Source organism: Paracoccus sp. PARArs4, assembly GCF_947311865.1.
GTDB lineage: Bacteria > Pseudomonadota > Alphaproteobacteria > Rhodobacterales > Rhodobacteraceae > Paracoccus > Paracoccus zeaxanthinifaciens.
On sequence record NZ_CAMZMW010000003.1, the window covers coordinates 53,621 to 74,519 of the forward strand.

At 67.4% G+C, this 20,899-nt stretch carries 21 protein-coding genes and 1 tRNA gene; 9 read left to right on the forward strand and 13 right to left on the reverse strand.

The window, feature by feature from the left end; genetic code table 11:
- Positions 1-115: 115 nt before the first annotated feature.
- The gene (locus QMZ16_RS03100) at positions 116-2,608 is read left to right on the forward strand and encodes a PAS domain-containing hybrid sensor histidine kinase/response regulator (RefSeq protein WP_282602094.1); all 2,493 of its coding nucleotides are present in this window, start codon (positions 116-118) and stop codon (positions 2,606-2,608) included.
- Here QMZ16_RS03100 and QMZ16_RS03105 read toward each other — a convergent pair.
- Positions 2,586-3,983, reverse strand: coding sequence for an aldehyde dehydrogenase family protein (locus tag QMZ16_RS03105; protein ID WP_282602095.1), 1,398 nt, complete (start codon positions 3,981-3,983; stop codon positions 2,586-2,588). The two genes, QMZ16_RS03100 and QMZ16_RS03105, sit on opposite strands and share 23 nt — an antisense overlap.
- Positions 3,984-4,174: 191 nt before the next feature.
- Here QMZ16_RS03105 and QMZ16_RS03110 point away from each other — a divergent pair, with 191 nt between their 5' ends.
- Positions 4,175-4,384, forward strand: coding sequence for a DUF1127 domain-containing protein (locus QMZ16_RS03110; RefSeq protein WP_282602096.1), 210 nt, complete (start codon positions 4,175-4,177; stop codon positions 4,382-4,384).
- A 76-nt stretch (positions 4,385-4,460) separates the two neighbouring features.
- On the opposite strand, the gene QMZ16_RS03115 is transcribed toward QMZ16_RS03110, so the two are convergent.
- Entirely contained in the window at positions 4,461-4,808 is a 348-nt protein-coding gene (locus tag QMZ16_RS03115; RefSeq protein ID WP_282602097.1) for a hypothetical protein, read from the reverse strand.
- A 179-nt stretch (positions 4,809-4,987) separates the two neighbouring features.
- On the opposite strand from QMZ16_RS03115, the gene QMZ16_RS03120 reads away from it, so the two are divergent.
- Both QMZ16_RS03120 and QMZ16_RS03125 read left to right on the forward strand, forming a co-directional pair.
- A complete protein-coding gene (locus QMZ16_RS03120; RefSeq protein WP_282602098.1) occupies positions 4,988-5,560 on the forward strand; it encodes a TetR/AcrR family transcriptional regulator in 573 nt (190 codons plus the stop codon).
- Between the two features lie 48 nt (positions 5,561-5,608).
- Positions 5,609-6,463 (forward strand): SDR family oxidoreductase, encoded by an 855-nt coding sequence (locus QMZ16_RS03125; protein WP_282602099.1) that lies wholly within the window; start codon positions 5,609-5,611, stop codon positions 6,461-6,463.
- A 3-nt stretch (positions 6,464-6,466) separates the two neighbouring features.
- Here QMZ16_RS03125 and QMZ16_RS03130 read toward each other — a convergent pair whose 3' ends face one another.
- The 5 genes from QMZ16_RS03130 to QMZ16_RS03150 form a co-directional block, all read right to left on the reverse strand.
- On the reverse strand, positions 6,467-6,889 hold the full coding sequence (locus QMZ16_RS03130) for a heme-binding protein (RefSeq protein ID WP_022707840.1): 423 nt from the start codon (positions 6,887-6,889) through the stop codon (positions 6,467-6,469).
- Entirely contained in the window at positions 6,886-8,199 is a 1,314-nt protein-coding gene (gene glcF / locus QMZ16_RS03135; RefSeq protein WP_282602100.1) for a glycolate oxidase subunit GlcF, read from the reverse strand. Before glcF ends, QMZ16_RS03130 begins: the two co-directional genes overlap by 4 nt.
- A 1-nt stretch (position 8,200) precedes the next feature.
- The gene (locus QMZ16_RS03140; RefSeq protein ID WP_282602101.1) at positions 8,201-9,283 is read right to left on the reverse strand and encodes an FAD-binding protein; all 1,083 of its coding nucleotides are present in this window, start codon (positions 9,281-9,283) and stop codon (positions 8,201-8,203) included.
- Positions 9,280-10,728, reverse strand: a complete 1,449-nt coding sequence (locus QMZ16_RS03145) for an FAD-linked oxidase C-terminal domain-containing protein (RefSeq protein WP_282602228.1) — start codon at positions 10,726-10,728, stop codon at positions 9,280-9,282. Before QMZ16_RS03145 ends, QMZ16_RS03140 begins: the two co-directional genes overlap by 4 nt.
- 66 nt (positions 10,729-10,794) lie before the next feature.
- A complete protein-coding gene (locus tag QMZ16_RS03150) occupies positions 10,795-12,489 on the reverse strand; it encodes an L-lactate permease (protein ID WP_282602102.1) in 1,695 nt (564 codons plus the stop codon).
- A 185-nt stretch (positions 12,490-12,674) separates the two neighbouring features.
- Between QMZ16_RS03150 and QMZ16_RS03155 the strand changes: the two genes are divergently transcribed.
- A complete protein-coding gene (locus QMZ16_RS03155) occupies positions 12,675-13,460 on the forward strand; it encodes an FCD domain-containing protein (protein ID WP_282602103.1) in 786 nt (261 codons plus the stop codon).
- Here the strand turns inward: QMZ16_RS03155 and QMZ16_RS03160 are convergent.
- The 6 genes from QMZ16_RS03160 to QMZ16_RS03185 all read right to left on the reverse strand — a co-directional run bounded on the left by QMZ16_RS03160 (position 13,457) and on the right by QMZ16_RS03185 (position 19,145).
- On the reverse strand, positions 13,457-14,716 hold the full coding sequence (locus tag QMZ16_RS03160) for a glycerate kinase (protein WP_282602104.1): 1,260 nt from the start codon (positions 14,714-14,716) through the stop codon (positions 13,457-13,459). The genes QMZ16_RS03155 and QMZ16_RS03160 overlap by 4 nt on opposite strands.
- Positions 14,717-14,780: 64 nt before the next feature.
- Positions 14,781-15,398, reverse strand: a complete 618-nt coding sequence (locus QMZ16_RS03165) for a nucleoside triphosphate hydrolase (RefSeq protein ID WP_282602105.1) — start codon at positions 15,396-15,398, stop codon at positions 14,781-14,783.
- Positions 15,399-15,474: 76 nt separating this feature from the next.
- Positions 15,475-16,758, reverse strand: coding sequence for a TRAP transporter large permease (locus QMZ16_RS03170; protein WP_282602106.1), 1,284 nt, complete (start codon positions 16,756-16,758; stop codon positions 15,475-15,477).
- Positions 16,759-16,760: 2 nt separating this feature from the next.
- Entirely contained in the window at positions 16,761-17,291 is a 531-nt protein-coding gene (locus tag QMZ16_RS03175; protein ID WP_282602107.1) for a TRAP transporter small permease, read from the reverse strand.
- A 52-nt stretch (positions 17,292-17,343) separates the two neighbouring features.
- Entirely contained in the window at positions 17,344-18,324 is a 981-nt protein-coding gene (locus QMZ16_RS03180) for a TRAP transporter substrate-binding protein (protein WP_282602108.1), read from the reverse strand.
- A gap of 101 nt (positions 18,325-18,425) precedes the next feature.
- Positions 18,426-19,145 carry a GntR family transcriptional regulator gene (locus QMZ16_RS03185; protein ID WP_282602109.1) on the reverse strand — a complete coding sequence of 240 codons (720 nt, stop codon included), beginning with the start codon at positions 19,143-19,145 and terminating at the stop codon, positions 18,426-18,428.
- 208 nt (positions 19,146-19,353) lie between these two features.
- On the opposite strand from QMZ16_RS03185, the gene QMZ16_RS03190 reads away from it, so the two are divergent.
- The 4 genes from QMZ16_RS03190 to QMZ16_RS03205 all read left to right on the forward strand — a co-directional run bounded on the left by QMZ16_RS03190 (position 19,354) and on the right by QMZ16_RS03205 (position 20,784).
- Positions 19,354-19,443, forward strand: a tRNA-Ser gene (locus tag QMZ16_RS03190).
- Between the two features lie 130 nt (positions 19,444-19,573).
- Positions 19,574-20,107 carry an Arm DNA-binding domain-containing protein gene (locus tag QMZ16_RS03195; protein WP_282602110.1) on the forward strand — a complete coding sequence of 178 codons (534 nt, stop codon included), beginning with the start codon at positions 19,574-19,576 and terminating at the stop codon, positions 20,105-20,107.
- Positions 20,008-20,358: a site-specific integrase gene (locus tag QMZ16_RS03200; RefSeq protein ID WP_282602235.1), complete on the forward strand. Its 351-nt coding sequence runs from the start codon at positions 20,008-20,010 to the stop codon at positions 20,356-20,358. Before QMZ16_RS03195 ends, QMZ16_RS03200 begins: the two co-directional genes overlap by 100 nt.
- Before the next feature lie 27 nt (positions 20,359-20,385).
- On the forward strand, positions 20,386-20,784 hold the full coding sequence (locus QMZ16_RS03205) for a hypothetical protein (protein ID WP_282602229.1): 399 nt from the start codon (positions 20,386-20,388) through the stop codon (positions 20,782-20,784).
- The last annotated feature ends 115 nt before the right edge of the window (positions 20,785-20,899 follow it).

Sequence of the window (20,899 nt, forward strand, 5' to 3'; positions counted from 1 at the left end):
TCGCGCGGGGCGTTTCGACAGAATTGGAGACGGTTCGCCGGATGTGACCGAATTCCCCCTTCGCCGGCATCCGGCGGGCCGCGAAGCCCCTGCACACCGAACTGGCAGAGGACGCATGACCAAGCAGACCACCCCCGGATTCGCCCGCCGCTACTGGACCCGCGCCCTGTGGATCGCGGCGCTGGTCGCCTGCCTTGCCCAGACCGCCATGCTGTCGCGCGAGGTGCAGCGCGGGCTGGACCGCCTGTCCACCGCCCCCATCGACGACGTGCGCTGGACCCTGTCCCAGACCGAGGTCGAGCTGCTGCGCATGCTGCTGGCGGTCAAGGAGGTCAGCACACCGGGCGCGCGGGCATCGGTGGACGGCCTGCGCGAGGCGCGCCGCCGGTTCGACATCTTCTACAGCCGGGTGAACACGCTGGCGACCAGCGACCGCTTCGGGCGCTTCCGCCAGTCCGAGACGGTGCAGGAGGCGCTCGGGCATGTGCGGGGCTTCCTCGACCGGACGGTTCCGGCGATGGACGGCACCGACGAGGTCTTGCGCGACAGCCTGCCCCGCATCGCGGAGGAGGCCGAGGCCCTGATCCCCGACGTGCGTCAGCTGACGCTGGCGGGCATCCCGGTCTTCGCGCAATCGGCCGACCAGCGGCGCATGGACATCATGTCCACGCTGCAGCAGCTGGCGCTGACCGCGCTGGCGCTGGTCGTGCTGCTGGTCGCGTTCCTCGTGATCCTGTGGCGCCTGCAGCGCAAGGCCACCGCCCTTGCCTCCGAGCACGAGACGATGCGCAACCGCTTCGAGGCCGCCATCGCGTCATCGCTGGACGCGGTCTTCGTGACCGACACGCGCGGGCGCATCCTGGAATTCAACGGCGGCGCGGAACGCATCTTCGGCTTTGCCCGCGACGAGGTCCTGGGCCGAGAGATCGTGGACCTGACCATCCCCCCCGAGCGCCGCGAGGAACATCTTCGCCGCCTTGCCCATTACCGCGAGACTGGCCAGACCGAGGTCGTGGGCAAGGGCCGCCACCGCCTGGACCTGATGCGCAAGTCGGGCGAGGTCTTTCCCGCCGAGATCGCCGTCTCGGCCGCATTCTCGGACCGGCAGGAGGTCTTCGTGGCCTTTGCCCGCGACATCACCATCGAACAGGCCGCCGAACAGGAACTGCGCGATGCCCGCGACAGCGCCCGCGCCGGCGAAGAGGCCAAGACCAAGCTTCTGACCGTCATGAGCCACGAGATGCGCACGCCCCTGAACGGCATCCTCGGATCGCTGGACCTGATGGACCGCGCGAACCTGACGGATCGCCAGAACCGCCTGCTGGGGGCGATCCGCGTGTCGGGGGAACTGTTGCTGTCGCATGTGAACAAGGTGCTGGAGCTGTCGCGGCTGGACAGCGAACACTCGCAGTCCCGGACCGAGGATTTCGACCTGTCCGCCCTTGTCGAAAGCGTCGCCGACAGCCTGCGCCCCACCGCGCAGGATCGCAGCAACGAGGTGACGACCACCTTCCTGCAGGGTGCCGCGGGCCCCGTCTGCGGCGACAAGCGCGCCCTGCAGCAATGCCTGGTGAACCTGATCGGCAACGCGATCAAGTTCACCCGCGACGGCGAGATCTCGGTCGAGGTCGAGCGGATGGGCGATGCGGTCGAATTCCGCGTGGCCGATACGGGCCTCGGGATCCCCGACGATCAGCTGGAACGGATCTTCGACGAATTCGTCACTATCGACACCGACTATGCCCGCGAGAATCCGGGCACGGGCCTGGGCCTTCCGATCACGCGCAAGCTGGTCACGACCATGGGCGGCACGATCGAGGTCGACAGCCTCGAGGACGAGGGCAGCCTGTTCACCATCCGCCTGCCCCTGCCCGTCGCGGCCTCGGCCCCCTCGGACGCGGATCCGCAGGCGCGGACCGCCTGCAAGGTGACCCCGAAGCATGTCCTCATCGTCGAGGACAATGCCGTGAACCGCATGATCCTGGAGCATATGCTGGACGAGCTTGGCTGCACCCATGAAAGCGCCGATAACGGCGATGCGGGGATCGCGCTGGCAGCCAAGGGCGAATTCGACCTGCTGCTCTTGGATATCAGCATGCCCGGCAAGGACGGGCTGCAGACCCTGGCGGGGATCCGCGCGCTGGACAGCCAGCCTGCGTCCGCGCGCGCCATCACCGCCCATGCCGGTCGCGAGGATCGCGAACGCATCCTTGCGGTCTTCGACGACATCCTGATCAAGCCCATCAACCTTGCCCGCCTGACCGAGAAGCTGGCCCCCACCGCCGTGCCCGAACCCGAGGGCGACGTGGCGCAGGACTTCATCGCGCGCTTCGGCAGGGATGCCTTCGACGGCCACGTGGCCGACCTGCGATCCGAGATGGACGGCATGCTGGACCGCCTTGCCGATGCGCCCGCCCTGACCGAAAACGACCGGCAGCAGGCGCACAAGATGGCGGGCACGGCGGCCGTGCTGGGTCAGGCACCCCTGCGCCAGGCGCTGCAGCGGCTGGAGACGCTGCCCGATGCACGGTGGCAGGGCGACGGCCCCGCCCTTCTGGCCGAACTGGGCCGAGAGATACGCAGGATCAGCGCAGCGCAAGCCGCATGAGGCGCTCCTTGATGCGCGAATAGGGCGCATAGCGGGCCGCGACATCCATGCGCGACCCGCGCCGCAGAACGGGCTTCATATGGGTGAAGCACAGGAACCCCCTGTGCCCGCCATAGGCCCCCATGCCGCTGCCGCCCACGCCGCCGAAGGGCAGTTCGGGCACTGCCGCGAACATCATCAGGTCGTTGATCGCCACCATCCCCGCCGAGAAGCGGTCCAGCATCCGGTCCTGGAATTCCCGACCTTCGGAAAAGACATAGAGCGCGAGCGGCTTCTCGTGGCGGTTCAGCAGGCGGGCCAGATCGTCCTCGTCCCGCCACTCGACGATGGGCAGCAGGGGGCCGAAGATCTCGTCGCGCATCAGGGCGCCGTCCTCGGGCGGGTCAAGCACGATGGTCGGTTCCAGGTACAGATCCTCGCGGTCGTGACGGCTGCCATGAACGATGCGCCCCTCGGACAGAAGGGCGTGCAGGCGGTCGAAATGCCGATGGTTCACGATGCGCCCGTAATCCTTGGACTTCTGCGGATCCGCGCCATAGCCGCGCGTGAACTCGGCCTTCAGCGCATCGACCAGCGCATCGCGGCAGCCCGCGCGGACCAGGACATAATCGGCGTTGATGCAGATCTGGCCGGCATTCTGCGCCTTGGCCCAGACGATGCGGCGCGCGGCCAGCGCGATATCGGCATCGTCGTTCACGATGACCGGGCATTTCCCGCCCAGCTCCAGCGTCACGGGCGTCAGGTGCCGCGCGGCGGCCTGCATGACGATCCGCCCCACCGTCCCCCCGCCGGTATAGAGGATGTGATCGAAGCGGCATTCCAGCAGCGCACCCGTCTCCTCGGGGCCGCCCTGCACCACCGCGACGGCATCGGGGTCCAGGTATTCCGGCAACAGCCGGGCAATGGCCGCGGCGCAGTTCGAGGACAGCTCGGACGGTTTGACCATCACGCAGTTCCCCGCTGCCAGCGCGCCCACCATCGGCTGCAGCGATTGCTGCCAGGGAAAGTTCCAGGACGCGATGCACAGCACCACCCCAAGCGGCTCGGGCTGCAGCCAGGACCGCCCCGGCTGAACCGACATGGGCGTCGGGACACGCTGGCGGGCGGTCCAGCGGCGCAGGTTGCGCAGGGCGTGCTGCGTCTCCTTTCGGATCAGCGCGATCTCGGCCATCCAGGATTCCAGCCGCCCCTTGCGCAGGTCGGCATGGATCGCGGCGATGATGTCGCCCTCGCGTTCCTTCAGCAGGCGCAGGATCGCCCGAAGCTGCGCGCGGCGCCAGTCCAGGGGCCGGGTGCGCCCGCCATCGAAGGTGGCGCGAAGGCGGGCCAGGTCGGCCTGCATCTGCGGGATCGGGGTGTACTGGCTGTCGGTCATGGCGGCCCTTCGTCCAAGCGTCGCGGCCAGTCTAGCCCGCCTTGCCCCGAAGGCCATGCATGACGCTGCGCCCATGCACGCAGTCGAAGGGTGCTATTCGCTTCTGTGCGTTGTCCGGCAGGGCGGCCTGCATATATCACGCTGCGAAAGACGTTAGCGATAAACCTTCCCGCTGACCCGAGGATATGACCATGGCAATGTACCAGACCACCGCACCCGCAATCGCCCTTCCCCTGCCTCGCCGCCTGTTCGAGCGTTTCGCCACCTGGCGCCGCCAGAGCGCAGTCTATCGCGCGACCATGAACGAGCTGAACAGCCTTGGCGATCGCGAATTGCTGGACCTGAACATGAGCCGCGCCGATTTCGACAAGATCGCACGCGACGCGGCCCTGAAGGCCTGATTCCGGTCCCCATGACCGGCGAAAAGCCCGGCCGCGCGCCGGGCTTTCCCATGTCCGCAGGGTCGTTGACCTTGGGTCAGTTTCCGCGCGGACGCTGCGCCAGTTCCTGCGGCGTCAGAAACCCGTCCTTGTCCGCGTCCATGCGGCCAAAGCGTTCCTCGGGCGAGGGACGGTCGCCGCGACCCTCGCGATGGCCGCGTTCGTCACGTTCGCCACGTTCGGCACGTTCGGCACGTTCGGCGCGCTGCTTGCCGCCCTGTTCGAATTCGCGCTTGCTGATGCGATGATCGCCATTGGCGTCCAGCCGCTGCATGACCTGCGCGGGATCGGGCGCGCGGTCGCCGCGCTTTGAACCCTCGGCCTGGGCTGCCCCTGCGGCACCCAGAAGTATGATCGCGAACACGGCAAAGCTCTTTTTCGACATCGTATTGACCTTCTTGTTGTCGAACCCGATTCGTCGGGCACATCCCCTGTCTAGCCAAGCCGCCGGAAACACCCGCCCAACCGTGCGTTTCGGTTCGGTTGGGGTAAGATTTGCGCATCCGGTATTGATAATGAAAATTCATTATCATACATGAGCCGCATCGAAGGAAAGGATGCCCCATGCCCAGGACCACCCGTGACGAGACCCGCACAAGGCTGAACCATGCCGTCATCGCCGAGGCGGTGGAAAAGGGCCTGTCGCAGGTGAACGTGGCGGGCGTGGTCGCGCGTGCCGGCGTGTCCGCCGGGACGATCTATGTCCATTTCCGGAACAAGGACGACATGCTGCGGCAGGTCTACATGCAGACCAAGACCGAGTTTCACGACCGCATCATGCAGGCGCGCGACATCCCCGACAGCGCGGCCATGATCCGCCGCATGTGGGACGAGATGTTCGCCTTCGTCCGCGCAAGGCCGCAGGACATCCTGTTCCTGGAACAGGGGGCCACGGCCCGCATCCTGACGCCCGAACAGCAGCGCGTCACCGAAGGCTTCGGCGCCGATATCGCGTCGCTGCTGCAGCGGGGCGTGCAGGACGGCACGCTGGCCGATCTGGACAGCGCGACGCTGTCGCTGCTGCTGACCGCGCCCGCCATGCAGCTTGCGCGCGGCGCTGTGCTGTCGGGGCGCGACATCGATCCCGAAACCGTCGGGCGCGTCTTCGACCGCGTCTGGCTGTCCATCGCACGCTGAGATTCCCGCCCGAACCAGGGGCCGGACCCGAACAGAAGGGAAGACGACATGAAGAAGACCATCCTGATCACCGGCACCTCGACCGGGCTTGGCATCTCGATCGCGGTCGAGGCCGCGAAGGCGGGCCACCACGTCTATGCCACCATGCGCAACACGGATCGCCGCGCCGCGCTGGATCAGGCCGCGGCCCAGGCCGGGGTCGAGCTGACCGTGCTGCCGCTGGACGTGCAGGACAGCGCCACGATCACCCCCGTCACCGACCGCATCATGCGCGATCACGGGCGCATCGACGTGCTGATCAACAATGCAGGCATGGGATACGCGCGCAGCCTGGAACAGGCGGACGAGGCCGACATCCAGCGCATCCTCGACATCAACTACACGGGCACCGCGCGCTGCATCAAGGCGGTCATGCCGCATATGCGCAAGGCCCGCGCGGGCCATGTCATCAACATCACCTCGGTCGGGGGGCTGGTGGGCCAACCCTTCAACGAGGTCTATTGCGGTGCGAAATTCGCGGTCGAGGGACTGACCGAAGCGATGGCCAGCTATGTCACGCCATCCTTCGGCATCAACTTCACCGCGGTCGAGCCGGGCGGCATCCGCAGCGAATTCGCCAACACCGTCCTGCGCCAGATCGAGGAGACGGGGGGCATGCTGGAGGACGAGTACCTGCCCATCCTGCAGAAATATGTCAGCGGATCGCAGACGCGGATGGGCGAAGGGATCTACCAGACCCCGGACGAGGTGGCGGCCGTGGTCATGCGCGTGATGGCCGACCCCGAACCGCCGATCCGCGTGCGCAGCTCGGACTGGGCCGAGGAGTTCACGCGGATCAAGACCGGCCTGGACCCCGACGGGACCAAGCAGCAGCAGATGGTCGTGAAGACCTTCCTGCTCTGACGCTCAGGCGCCGGCGGTCCATGCGTCGATGCCCGCCTGCGCGACCTCCTGGTCCTGCGCGGGCGTGCCCGACGACACGCCGATGCCGCCCACGACCTGCCCGTCATGCATGACGGGCAGACCGCCGCCGACCACCATCAGGCGCCCGCCGATCGACGAGTTGATGCCATAGGCGGGCGCGCCGGGCTGGCTGGCGCTGCCGTAATCGTGGGTGGCCTTCTTGGCCGCCGCCGCGGTGAAGGCCTTGTCGATCGCGATGGTGGTCGAGGTGACCTTGCCGCCCTCCATCCGCTCGAACGCGATCAGCTGGCCGGATTCGTCGGTGATGGCGATGCACATGGGCACGCCGATGCTGTCGGCATGGGCCGCGGCACCTGCGATCAGGGCGCGCGCGTCGGTCAGGTCCAGGCGGGTGATGGTCTTCATGCGGTTCTCCTTGGGGTGTTCGTATCGCTCAGTGCGGCGGGTCGCGGCCCGCCCGTCGCCCAGTCCAGCAGCTCGACCGTGTGGACGACGGGGATGCCCGTGCCCGATGCGATCTGCATCATGCAGCCGATATTGCCCGCGCTGATAACCTCGGGGGCGGTCTGCTGCAATGTCGCGACCTTGCGCGATTTCAGCTGGGCCGAGATCTCGGGCTGCATCAGGTTGTAGGTGCCCGCCGATCCGCAACAGATATGGGCGTCGCGCGGTTCGACCACCTCGAAGCCCGCGGCGCGCAGAAGGTCCTTGGGTGCCGATCTGACCTGCTGGCCGTGCTGCAGCGAACAGGCCGCGTGATAGGCGACGCGCATGCCCGCGGCATGGCCCGCATCCTGCAACCCGATATCGGCCATCACCTCGGAGATGTCGCGCGCGATGGCGGCGACGCGGGCCGCATCATCGGCCAGCGGATCGTTGCGGAACATGTGGCCGTAATCCTTGACCGTCGTCCCGCAGCCCGAGGTGTTGATGACGACGGCGTCCAGCCCCCCGGCGTCCATCTCGGCGGCGATGGCGCGGATATTGGCGGCGGCCATGGCGTGGCTCTGGTCGGTCTTGCCCATGTGATGGGTCAGCGCGCCGCAGCAGCCGATGCCCCTGGGGATCACCACCTCGCAGCCGTGGCGTTGCAGCAGGCGGATCGTCGCGTCGTTGATGTCGGTGTTCAGCGCCCGCTGCGCGCATCCCGTCAGCAGGGCCACGCGCCGCGTCCGCGCGGGGGTGGCCGCGAAGCTTTGGGGGCGGTCGTTCGGGCTGGGCGCGGGAATGCGGGCCGGGGCCATGTCCAGCATGGCCCGCAGCCGCGCATCGGGCATCAGGCGCGCGAAGGGCCGCGCCAGCCGCGCGCCCATCAGCGCCAGCCGGAAGCGCCCCGGATAGGGCAGGATCTTCGACAGCAGCCAGCGCAGCGCACGGTCGCCCAAGGGCCGGCGATAGTTCTGCTCGATATATTCGCGGGCGTGATCGACCAAGTGCATGTAATGGACCCCCGACGGGCAGGTCGTCATGCAGCTGAGACAGCTGAGGCAGCGGTCCACGTGCTTGACCGTCTTATCGTCCGGGACGCGCCCGTTTTCCAGCATGTCCTTGATCAGGTAGATCCGGCCGCGCGGGCTGTCCAGTTCGTCGCCCAGCACCTTGTAGGTCGGGCAGGTCGCCGTGCAGAAACCGCAATGGACGCAGGACCGCAGGATCTCGTTCGAGCGGGCGGTGGCGGGATCGGCCAGCTGGTCGGGCGTGAAGTTCGTCTGCATGTCAGTCCCCCATCAGGCCGGAGTTGAGGATGTTCGCCGGATCGAAGGTGCGCCGCAGCCGTTGGGACAGCTCGGCCACGACCGGCGGTTCGGGGGGGAAGACCCGGCCCTGCCCGCGGACCAGCGTGGCAAGCCCGCCCGCCGCACGCACGGTCGCGGCATCCTTCGGCCCCGAATACCAGACCGCCGCCCCGCCCCAGTCGAGCGGGCACTGCCCGCCCAGCCGTTCGGCGATGGCAGGCCCGTCCGAGGGCTTGCACAGGATGCGCCAGACCGGATCGTCGCCCGTCAGGTGGGCCGCGTCGCGAAGGTCGCGCCACAGGGCGCGGCTGTCCGCGTCCTCGATCGTGTCGATCCGGTCGCGGCCCAGCAGCGCGGTCAGCCGGTCGGTGCGATAGGCGACCTGCGCGGTCAGCCCCTCGACCCGCAGCCATGCGGTGCCGTCATGGAAGGCCGCGCCCGACACCTCGAAGGGGGTGGACAGCGCGGTGGCGAAATCCTGCACGGCGCGGGACGCGTCGATGCCGCGGATGACCAGCGTGCGGCTGCTTTCGGCCACGGGCAGGACCTTCAGCGCGACCTCGGTCAGGATGCCCAGGGTGCCGTGCGATCCGGCAAGCAGCTTGCCCAGGTCCATGCCGGTGACGTTCTTCATCACCCGCCCGCCATTCTTCAAGATGCGCCCCTGCCCGTCCACGAAGCGCACGCCCAGCAGGTGGTCGCGGCACGCCCCCGCCACGATGCGGCGCGGGCCGGACACGTTGGCCGCGACGATCCCGCCGATGGTGGGCTCGCCCGACTGGCCCGTCAGGCAGCGATGGTCCATCGGCTCGAAGGCGAGGGCTTGGCCTTCGGCGGCCAGCATGGTCTCGATCTGCCGAACCGGGGTGCCTGCGCGGGCGATCAGGGTCAGCTCGCCCGGTTCATAGGTCACGACGCCGCTGATGCCCGAGGTGGTCAGCGCATCGCCCGGCCCGTCGGGGCGCAGGCGGGTGCCGCCCCCGTTGATGCGCAGGGCGGTGGTGCGGCCGGTCAGGATCTCGGACAGCTCGGTTTCGGATGCGGGGGTCAGCACGGTGCTCATGCGCGGGCCGCCGCGCGGTCGCGATGGGGCTGGCTGACCTCCAGCGGAAAGACCTTGGCCGGGTTCAGCAGCCAGCCGGGGTCGAAGGCGTCCTTGATCTCCATCTGGATGGCCATGTCCTGCGGATCGTATTGCCGCGTCATCAGGTCCCGCTTCTCGATGCCCACGCCATGTTCGCCGGTCAGACAGCCGCCCACCTCGACGCACAGCGCAAGGATGTCGCGGCCGAAGGCCTCGGCCCGTTCCAGGTCGCCCGGCGTGTTCGCGTCGAACAGGATCAGCGGGTGCATGTTGCCGTCGCCCGCGTGAAAGACGTTCGCGACCTCCAGCCCGTGTTCGACCGACAGTTCCCCGATGCGCTTGAGCGTGTGCGGCAGCTGCGACACCGGCACCGTTCCGTCGAGGCACAGATAGTCGCCCAGCCGCCCCATCGCGCCGAAGGCCGATTTGCGGCCCTTCCAGATGGCGGTGGACTCGTCGGCATTGCGGCTGGTGCGGAACTCGATCGGGTCCAGCTGATCCGCGATGGCGCGGATGCGGGCGATCTGGTCGGCGATCTCGTCCTCGGATCCCTCGACCTCGACGATCAGCACGGCGGGACAGTCGGGATAGCCTGCCTTGGCGAAATCCTCGACCGCGCGCAGGCAGACCTCGTCCATGTATTCGATGGCGACGGGCAGCACGCCCGACCGGATGATGCGGGCCACGCATTCGCCCGCGATTTCCGGGCTGGCAAAGCCGATCAGCATGGGGCGCGCGCCTTCGGGGCGCGGCAGGATGCGCAGGGTCGCCTCGGTCACGATGGCCAGCTGGCCCTCGGACCCGCAGATCAGGCCCAGCATGTCCAGCCCGGGCGCCCCCGGCTGCGGGCCGCCCAGTTCGACGATCCGGCCATCGGCCAGGACCATGCGCACGCCCATCAGGTTGTTCGTGGTCACGCCGTATTTCAGGCAATGCGCCCCGCCCGAATTCATCCCGATATTGCCCGCGATGGTGCAGGCCAGCTGGGACGAGGGATCGGGGGCATAGAAGAAGCCCGCGGGCTCCAGCTCGGCGCTGACGGACAGGTTCGTGACCCCGGTCTGCACGCGGATGAAGCGGTTGGCGGTGTCGATCTCCAGCACGTCGTTCAGGCGCATCGTGCCGATGACGACGCTGTCGGCGGTGGGCAGTGCGCCCCCTGCCAGCGACGTGCCCGCGCCCCGCGGAACGACCGGCGCGCGGTGATCGTGGCAGATGCGCATGGCGGTGGCCAGCTCCTCGGTCGTGCGCGGCAGGACCACGGCCAGCGGCGGACAGCGATAGGCCGTCAGCGCGTCGCATTCATAGGCCAGCGTCTCCTCGGGGTCCGAGATGACGGTATCGGCGGGCAGCGCACGCGCCAGGTCCGCGACGATGCGGTCCTTCTTCGCGATGATCGCCGCGTCCGGCTGGGGCATCGAAATCGAGGACATCCGACCTCTCCCTTGCTTGGTTGCGGGCGGGGCACCGCGGCGCCCCGCCCCGTTATCCTAGCCGCCCATCAGCGGATCGCCGATACCCAGCACGTAGAAGCCGATGCACAGCATCAGCCCCGTCAGCGACAGGTAGTAGATCGTCGGCAGGATGGTGATGCGCAGCGTCGCGCCCTCGCGGCCCAGAAGGCCCACGGTGGCCGATGCCGCGACGACATTGTGGATGGCGATCATGTTGCCTGCCGCCGCGCCCACCGACTGGCCCGCGACCATCAGCGCCGAGCTGAGCCCGAGCCCGTCCGCGACCGAGAACTGGAACTGGCTCAGCATCAGGTTGCTGACCGTGTTTGACCCGGCAAGGAACGCGCCGAGGCCGCCCACCGCCGGTGCGAAGAACGGATAGACCGCCCCCACCTGCGCCGAGACCCATTCCGCCACCACGACCGGCATGCTTTGCAGGTCGTTCGCGTTCACGCCCGAATTGATCATCACCCGCACCATCGGCACGGTGAAGATCAGCACGAAGCCCGCGCCCAGTAGCGTGCCGGTGCTTTCGCCCACGGCCTCGCGGAAGCCGCGGAAGGACATGCGGTGCAGCGCGACCGTCAGCAGGCAGACCATCACCAGGATCCCGCCCGGCGAATAGAGCGCCGAGAAATCGCCGTTGATGCCTTCCTCGCCCAGCATGCCCCGGAAGACGATGTTGGCCGATTTCAGCAGGTCGCCGAAGGGTGCCACCGTCCGGCTGAGGACCAGCACCACCGCCAGGATCACATAGGGCGCCCATGCCAGCGCCAGCGGGATCTGCCGCCGCGCAAGGCTGTCGAGCTTGACCTCGACCGCGCCGAACCATTCGCGCGACCATTCCGATACCGGCGGAAAGTCCCAGGGCACGTTCGGCACCAGGAACCCGCGCTTGGCCGCCACCGTCATGATCGCAAGCCCGACAAGGCCCCCGATCAGGGACGGGAACTCGGCCCCCAGGAACACCGCCGCCAGGACATAGGGAACGGTCATCGCGAAGGCCGCCATGATGGCGAAGGGCGCGATCGCCAGGCCCTCGGACCAGGACCGGTTGCGCCCGAAGAAGCGCGTCATCACCGCCACCAGGAACAGCGGCAGCAGCGTGCCGCAGATCGCGTGCAGGATCGCCACCTCGGAGGTGATGATGTGGAAGAACGACGCCCAGTCCGATCCGACGGCGGTCAGGTCGCCCGTGATGGTCGCCTGGTCCAGACCCGTCTTCACGCCCACGATCAGCGGCGTGCCGACGGCACCGAAGGATACCGGCGTCGACTGGATCATCATGCCGAAGACCACCGCCGCCATCGCCGGAAAGCCCACGGCGACCATCAGCGGCGCCGCGACCGCGGCGGGCGTGCCGAAGCCCGACGCCCCCTCGATGAAGGATCCGAACAGCCAGGCGATCAGGATCACCTGCACGCGCCGGTCCGGGCTGATCGCGGTAAAGCCCGACCGGATCGTCGCGATCGCGCCCGAATGCTTCAGCGTGTTCAGCAGCAGCAGCGCGCCGAAGATGATCCACAGCAGCCCCGCGCTTTGCAGCAGGCCCTGCAGCGTCGAGGCGACGATGCGGTTCGTGCTGACCCCCCATGCCGAGATCGCGACGATCACGGCAATCGCATAGGTCAGCGGCATCACGTATTTCGCGGGCACGCGGAACCCGATCAGAAGCACCCCTGCCGTGATGATCGGCAGGAACGCCAGAAGCGCCAGTATTCCATCGGACATCAGGATCTCCCCCCTTCCTGAAAGGCGGGGGCCGCCACATCCCGCGACCCGCCCGCCATGAATCCGGCCCTCCCAGACCGGAATGGAGGTTTGGTAAAATCTGTTTACCGTGCATGTCAAGCGCGCAGCCATGACGCGTTGCGCCCGTGACGGTGGGTAAGCTATGCATCGGATGACCCAGAGCCATGAGCATTCCGATGGACGACAGCACCCCCGCCCGCCCGCCAAGGGCCGCCGACACGGCCGCGCAGCATATCGAGCGGCTGATCCTGGAGGGCACGCTGACGCCCGGCGAACAGCTGGCCCCGGAACGCGACCTGGCCGAAAGGCTGGGCGTGTCGCGCCCCACGCTGCGCGATGCGCTGAAGACGCTCGAGGATCGGGGCCTGCTGACCCGCCGCCCGCGCGGGGTCGAGGTGGCGCAGCTGGGCGCCTCGATCCGCGACCCGCTGATCGCGATGCTGGACCGCGGAGAGGTCGCGGACGACTATCTCGAATTCCGCGAGGTGGTCGAGAGCGAGGCCGCCGCCATGTCGGCCATCCGCGCGACCGATATCGACCGCCAGCGCCTGCGCGACTGCATCGAGGCGATCCACCGCGCCCATGACGATGGCGACCCCGCCGCGGAATCCGAGGCCGATGCCGACATGCATGTCGCCGTCTACGAGGCCAGCCACAACCTCGTGCTGCTGCAGATCATGCGCGCGCTGTCGGGCAGCCTGCGGTCGGACGTGCTGCAGAACCGTCAGCGCCTGTTCACCATCCCGCAGGTCCGCGACATCCTGCGCGACCAGCACGTGGCCATCGCGACGGCCATCGTCGCGGGCGATGCCGACGCCGCCCGCAAGGCGGCGCTGGCCCATCTGCGATACCTGCGCCAAGCCCTGCGAGAGATCCGCGAGGCCGAGGCCAAGCTGGACCTGTCGCTGCGCCGGCTGAAGGGCGGAGGTCTGAGCGCCTCGCGGGGCTAGAGACGCGGCAGGATCAGGATCGCCCGGAAATCGTTCACGTTCGTCAGCGTGGGTCCGGTCACGACCTGCCGATCCACCGCCGCGAAGAAGCTGTGGGCGTCGTTGCGATCCAGTGCCGCGCGCATGTCCAGGCCCGCCATGCGCGCAAGCTGCGGCAGGTCGGGGCCGATGCAGGCGCCCGCCACCTCGGCGGCGCCGTCGACGCCGTCGGTGTCGCAGGCCAGCACGTGGATCCCCTCGGCCCCGTCCAGTTCCAGCGCGGCGGCCAGCACGTATTCCGCGTTCGGGCCGCCCACCCCGTCGCCGCGCCGCGTGACGGTGCATTCCCCGCCCGAGAGCAGCAGCACGGGCCCCTCGCCCCGCAGCGACTTCGCCATGCGGGCATGTTCGACCGCAAGGTCGCGGGCCTCGCCCTCGATCGCGTCGCCCAGGATGCGGACTTCGATCCCCGCCGCGCGCGCGATCCCTGCCGCCGCCTCCAGCGAGGCAGATGGCGCGGCCACTATTCGGGTCTCGGCGCGGGCAAGGCGGGGATCGTCGGGGGCCACCACGCCGGTCGGGCGGTCCAGCGCGTCGCGCACCGATTGCGGCAGGTCCAGCCCGAACCGCGCCACGATGGCACGCGCGTCGGCGGCGGTGCCGGTCTCGCCCACGGTGGGGCCGGATGCGATCTGGCCCGGATCGTCGCCCGGCACGTCCGAGATCAGCAGGCTGAGAAGCCGCGCAGGTGCGCAGGCCGCGGCAAGCTGCCCGCCCTTCACGCGGCTCAGATGCTTGCGGACCACGTTCATCTGGCCGATGGGCGCCCCCGATGCCAGAAGCGCGCGATTGACGGCCATCTTGTCGTCCAGGCTGACGCCCTCGGTCGGGGCCACCAGCAGCGACGACCCCCCGCCCGAGATCAGCGCGATCACCTGGTCGTCGGGGCCCAGACCCGCGACCAGGTCCAGAAGCCGCGCGGTCGCGGCCTCGCCCGCCGCGTCGGGCACGGGATGCGCGGCCTCGACGATCTCGATGCCCATGCAGGGACGGGCATAGCCATAGCGCGTGATGACCAGCCCCTCGCAGGGGCCGTAATGGGCCTCGACCGCCTCGGCCATGCGGGCGCTGGCCTTGCCCGCGCCGATCACGACCAGCCGCCCTGCGGGGCGTTCGGGCAGGTGATCGGCCAGCACCGCCATCGGGTCGGCCACCTCGACCGCGCGATGGAACAGGCCGGTCAGGAAATCGCGGGGGTTGAAGGGGGTTTCGGTCATGCGTCCTCGCTGTGGCGTGTCGGGAATCGGGTGGTCATCGCGGCGATCCTGGGGGCGTGCCCGCCTATGTCAGGATCATGTCGGCGGTGCGGCTGTAGGCGCGCATGTCGCGCCCGTTCGGCAGGTCGTTGGCCTCGACCTTGCGCGTGATCTCGGGGTCGTCCAGTCCCTGCCCCTGCCAGCGGGCCTTCAGCCTGCGGGCCAGTTCGGCCTCGGGGACGTCCAGCATGACGGTCAGGTCGAAGGCGTCGCGCAGCCCGTCCCACGGGGCGCGGTCCAGCAGAAGATAGTTCCCCTCGACCAGGATCAGCCGCGCCTGCGGCCCGATGATGCGCGCCGATCCGCGCGACAGTTCGAGGTCGCGGTCGAAGACGGGCACCGCCACATCGCCTTCGTCGCCGCGCAGCCTGTCCAGCGTGGCGATCAACCCGCCCACGTCGAAGGTGTCCGGCGCGCCCTTCCAGGGCCGCCTGCCCCGCGCGTTCAGGATGGCGTCGTCATAGTGGAAGCCGTCCATCGGCAGGATCGCGACCGCGTCGGGATGGCGGGCCCCGATGGCCGCGGCGATCGCGTCCGAGGCCGTGCTCTTGCCCGAACCGGGCGCACCGACGATGGCGACGAAGTGCCGCCCCGGCCGTGCCAGCATCGCGGCGCAGCGTTCGACGACGGGCGTGATGTCCATGGGCCTCCCCCCGATATGGCAATCCGTATCGGGGGGCAGCCTAGGCGTGACGCGCCGGACGCGCCAGAGGTCGCGGTCAGTCCCCCATCACCGAGGGCAGCCACAGCGACACCGCCGGGACATAGGTGACCAGGATCAGCGCCACGAAGATCGCCAGGTAGAAGGGCCAGATCGTGCGCATCGCCTGTTCCAGCTTGATCCGCCCGACCGCGCAGCCCACGAACAGGCAGGTCCCGACCGGCGGGGTGCACAGGCCGATCCCCAGGTTGATCAGCAGCATGATCCCGAACTGGACCGGATCCATCCCCAGATCCTTGGCGATGGGCAGGAAGATCGGCGTGCAGATCAGGATCAGCGCGGCCATGTCCATGATCATGCCCAGCATCAGCAGGATGACGTTGATCATCAGCAGCACGATCAGCGGGTTCTCCGAGATCGACAGCAGCAGCGCGCTCAGCAGTTCGGGAACCTGGTACAGCGCCAGAAGATAGGCGAAGCTGCCGGCGAAGGCGATCAGCACCATCACCATCGCGGTCGTCCGGACCGCCCCCGTGACCGAGATCCAGAAGCCCTGCCAGTTCAGGCTGCGATAATAGAGCGCCGTCAGGATCACCGCATAGATCGCGCCGAAGGCACCCGATTCCGTGACCGTGAACACCCCAGACAGCGTGCCGCCGACGATGATGACCGCAGTCATCAGGCCCGGCACCGCGTCCAGCGCCGCGCGCCCCACGACGCCCCAGCCGGGGAACGGCTCGGCCGGATAGTTGTGGCGCACGGACAGGATCCAGGCCGCCACGGCCAGCGACAGGCACATCAGGATGCCGGGGATGACGCCTGCAAGGAACAGCTTGGACACGGATATGCCGCCGCCCGCCGCGACCGCGAAGATGATCATGTTGTGGCTGGGCGGGATCACGATCCCCGCGATCGACGAGGTCACCGTCACGTTCACCGCGAAATCGGTGCGGTAGCCGCGCTCTTTCATGACCGGCACCAGCAGCGAGCCAAGCGCCGAGATGTCGGCCACCGCCGAACCCGAGATGCCCCCGAACAGCATGGACGAGAAGATGTTGACCATCGCCAGCCCGCCCTTGAGATGGCCGACCAGCGCGGATGCCAGCTTGACCAGCCGCCTTGCGATCCCGCCATGCAGCATGATCTCGCCCGCGAAGACGAAGAAGGGGATCGCCAGAAGCGAGAAGACCGAGATGCCCGCCGTCGCCCGCTGGAAGGTGATCAGCATGGGGAAGCCCTCGTACCAGAAGGCTGCGGCGGCGGCGATGCCCATGGCGAAGGCGACCGGCACCCCCGCGACGACGCCGAAGGCAAAGGCGCCCAGAAGGATGAGAAGACCCACGTTCAGTATTCCTTGATGAAATCGTCGGGCGACCAGCTGCGGAACCGCACGATCCGCAGGATCGCGCGCAGCCCCGCGAACAGCGCCATCAGCCCCCCGAGCGACGTGATCGCCAGGGTCCGGAAGCTTTCGGGGATGTCCAGCATCGGCAGCCGGGTGTCCCAGCCGAAGCGCATCAGCGTGATGCCCGCGATCAGCATCACGATGCCGAAGATCGCAAGCGACAGGTCCACCGCGATGATCAGCCCCTTGCGGGCAGGCACGGGAAGGATGTCGCGGAAGATCGTCACGCCGATATGGCTGTCCTCCTGCACGCCCGCCGCCGCGCCCAGGAAGGCGACATAGCAGATCAGCAGCAGGGCCAGCTGCTCGACCCAGGTGGGGGTCGCGTTCAGCACATAGCGTCCGAAGACGAGCCAGCCGAAGGTCAGGATCAGCGTCACGAGGGCCAGGGCCGCGACCAGGATGCACAGCCTGCGCACCTGGACCAGCGCGCGCTCGATCCCGACGGGATTCGTCGTTTCATGGTTCATGGGGGACCGTCCGATAAGGGACCGGCGCGGGACTGCCCCGCGCCGGATGTCGTCACTCGGCGTTGCGGATCATGTCGACCAGTTCGGTCAGTTCGGGATTGTCCTGCAGGAACCCCTCGTAGACGGGGGTCATCGCCTCCTGGAACGGGGCCTTGTCGGCGACCTCGGTGATCTGGCCGCCGGCCGCGCGGACGGTTTCCAGGCTTGCCATCTCGCGCTCGTCCCACAGCTCTCGCTGCATCTGGGCGCTGGCGCGACCGGCCTCCATCACGATGTCCTGCTGCTCGGGGGTCAGCTTCTCCCAGGTCTTCAGGCTCATGCACAGGCATTCGGGAATGATCAGGTGCTCGGTCAGCGACAGGTTCTTCGCGACCTCGTGATGCGCCGTCGACTCGTAGCTGGGCGGGTTGTTCTCGGCCCCGTCCACGACGCCGGTCTTGATGGACTGGTAGACCTCGCCGAAGGCCATCGGCGTCGCGTTGCCGCCCATGGATTCGACCATGTCCACGAACAGGTCGTTGCTCATGACGCGGATCTTCAGGCCCTGCACGTCCTCGGGGGTCGCGATCGCCTTGTCGGCGGTATAGAAGGACCGCGCACCGGCGGTGTACCAGCCAAGCGGCACGATCCCCTTGGCCTTCATCCCCTCGCCGATGGCCTCGCCGACCTCGCCGTCCATCAGCTCGTACATCTTCGGCACGCTCGGGAAGATGAAGGGCAGCGACACGACGTTGGTTTCCGGCACGGCTTGGCCCATCGGCCCAAGGCTGAATTCGCCGAAGTCGATCGCGCCCAGGCGCACCTGCTCGATCGCGTCGGGCTGATCGCCCAGCACGCCGTTGTGGAACACCTTGCCGGTGATCTCGCCGCCGGTCTTCTCGGCCACCTCCTCGATGAAGGATTCCATCGCGATGGAGACGGGATATTCCTCGACATGGATGTTCCAGCCACGCAGTTCCAGCGCAAGCGCGGGACTGGCGGCCAACGCGACACCAAGCGCCGCAGCCGAGACAGCAAAAGCTCTGACAGTCATCTTCAACCTCCCCTTTGGATCGCCGCGACGCCCTCCTCCGGCGCCTTGTCGCGATCGGTCAGGGCAGGATGCTGGTAGACAAACTGGAATACAAGAAAATTCTAAAACGCCGTTTCATTTTCTGCGATGTCGGCTTCGTCGGGCTCGAAATAGGCGCCGCTGGTCGCGTGGATCGTGCGGATCGTCTCGTCCAGGCGCGACAGGTGTACCATGCCTGCCCGGTCGGCGGCGTCGGCATCATGCGCCTTGATCGCATCCGCGATCGCCAGGTGATCGTCGATCAGCTGCTGCATCCGGTCCTGCTTCTCCAGGCTGAGCAGGCAGAGCCGGTCCACCTTCTGCTTCTCGGCGCGGATGACGTCGAAGGCATAGGGCCGCCTTGCGATGTCGCAGAGCAGTTCGTGGAATTCATAATCGAGGCGCGCGAATCCGGCATGGTCGCGATCGGCCAGCGCGCGGCGCTGCATCGCGATATGGGCATCCAGCCTGCGGGCATCGGCATCGCCGGCATGAAGCGCCGCCTGACGCAGCACCGCCGATTCGACCGCCGCCCGGATGAAGCGCGACTTCTCGATCGAGCGCAGCGAGAAACGCTTCACCTCGGTCGCGCGCTTGGGGCGGATGACGATCAGGTCCATGCCCTCCAGCCGGTTGAAGGCATCGCGCACGGGCTGCCGCGAGACCCCGAACCGGTCCGCCACGTCCTGCTCCGAGATGCGCGTCCCCGGCAGCAGGCGCATCGACAGGATCTCGGCGCGCAGCTGCCCGACGATCAGTTCGACGCTGCTCTTGCGGTCGCCCGGCTGGCTGGCTCGTGTCATGTGCTGCTCCCTCTTGCCCCGCGCTTATAGGCAGCTTCGCCGCGCACGGCCAGTCGGGCGGACGGGGCGAAACGGAGCGCGGATCGCGGGTGCCGGCCCGCAGCGGCGTCGCCCCTGCACACCGGCATGGGCGGCGATGACACGGCCATGCAAATTCACGCGGATTCGCCTCTTGCCACCCCCGGACAGCTTACATATACGGGTCGGCGGAGACGTGGCCGAGTGGTCGAAGGCACACCCCTGCTAAGGGTGCAGGCCCGAAAGGGTCTCGAGGGTTCGAATCCCTTCGTCTCCGCCACCCACCATTTTGGCTGATTGGCATACAGTGCTGTTCTACCTTCCAAGGTATTGAACTTATGCACCACCTCGCCTCGCTTCGATACTGATCGCCTTAATCCGCTTTTGCTCGGCGCTATTCAATCCGTGGTATGAAACGAGGTATAGGCATTGCCTACAGCACCGGTTGGCTGACGAGGAATCTCGTCCGCTCGCTTGGTCCGGGCCGTCATGGTGACGGCAATGGACTCTACCTAATCGTTGATCCTTCCGGCGCACGACGTTGGATCGTGCGCGTGATCGTGAAGGGACAACGCAATCGCATGGGCAAGCCCCTGCGCCCTGACTTCGGACTAGGCGGCACTGATGTCGTCACGCTTAACGTCGCCAGGGATCGAGCTCTCGAGTATCGCAGGCTTGCACGGCAAGGGCTGAACCCCAAGTTCAACCAAGATGTAGTGGTACCTTGCATCGAAGAAGTCGCCCGCACCGTTCACGTCGAGCGGCTCCCCACTTGGAAGAACCCCAAGCATGCCCAGCAGTGGATCAATACGCTGGCTGAGTATACTTTCCCGAAGATTGGAGGATGCCGGTTTCGGAAATCGGGCAGCCCGAGGTCCTGCAGGTGTTATCCCCTATCTGGACCGTCAAGCACGAGACCGCTCGGCGCGTGGCGCAGCGGATGAAAGCTGTTTTTGATGTAGCCCGCTCACGGGGTCACCGTGAAGGCGAGAACCCCGTTACGGTCGTATTGGATGGCCGTGTCCTGCCTCGCGTCAAGGCCAAGGTGAAGCATCATAAGGCTATGCACTGGCGCGAAGTGCCTTCCTTCTATGCTGCGGTTCTCCGCCAGCCAGGCATCGCGGTCAAGGCACTTGCGATAACTTGTTTGACCGGCTGCCGCACCAGTGAAGTCCTACAGGCCACCTGGGAGTAAGTTGACTTCGAGGAGCAGATCTGGACCATTCCAGAAGGAAGGACCAAGACCGGCACTGAGCATCGTGTTCCCCTGACCCAACAAATGATTGCCACGGTGGAGCCGCTGAAAGCTCTCCGCTCTCGGTGTGTCTTCGAGGGGCAGAAGCGCCATCAGCCGCTCTCCAACATGTCTATGCTCATGCTGTTAAGGCGTATGCAGACGGACAATGTCACGGTCCACGGCTTCCGCTCGACTTTTCGAGACTGGACTTCCGAAGAGGCCAATGTGCCACGCGAGATTGCGGAAATGAGCCTCGGGCACAAGGTCGGCAATGATGTTGAGCGCGCCTATGCCCGTTCAGACCTTTTGGAAAAGCGCAGACAACTCATGGTCAGCTGGTGCAACTTCGTTTCGCAGGATGTGAAAGGCGTGTGCCATAACTAAAATCGCCGTCCCGACCGAAGACCTTTTCTACTGCACGCCTGAGTACGCCCGCATGTACGCGATTGAGGCGCTTTTCGTGTCCAAGTCACGAGACGAAAGCTTCTACGATATATAT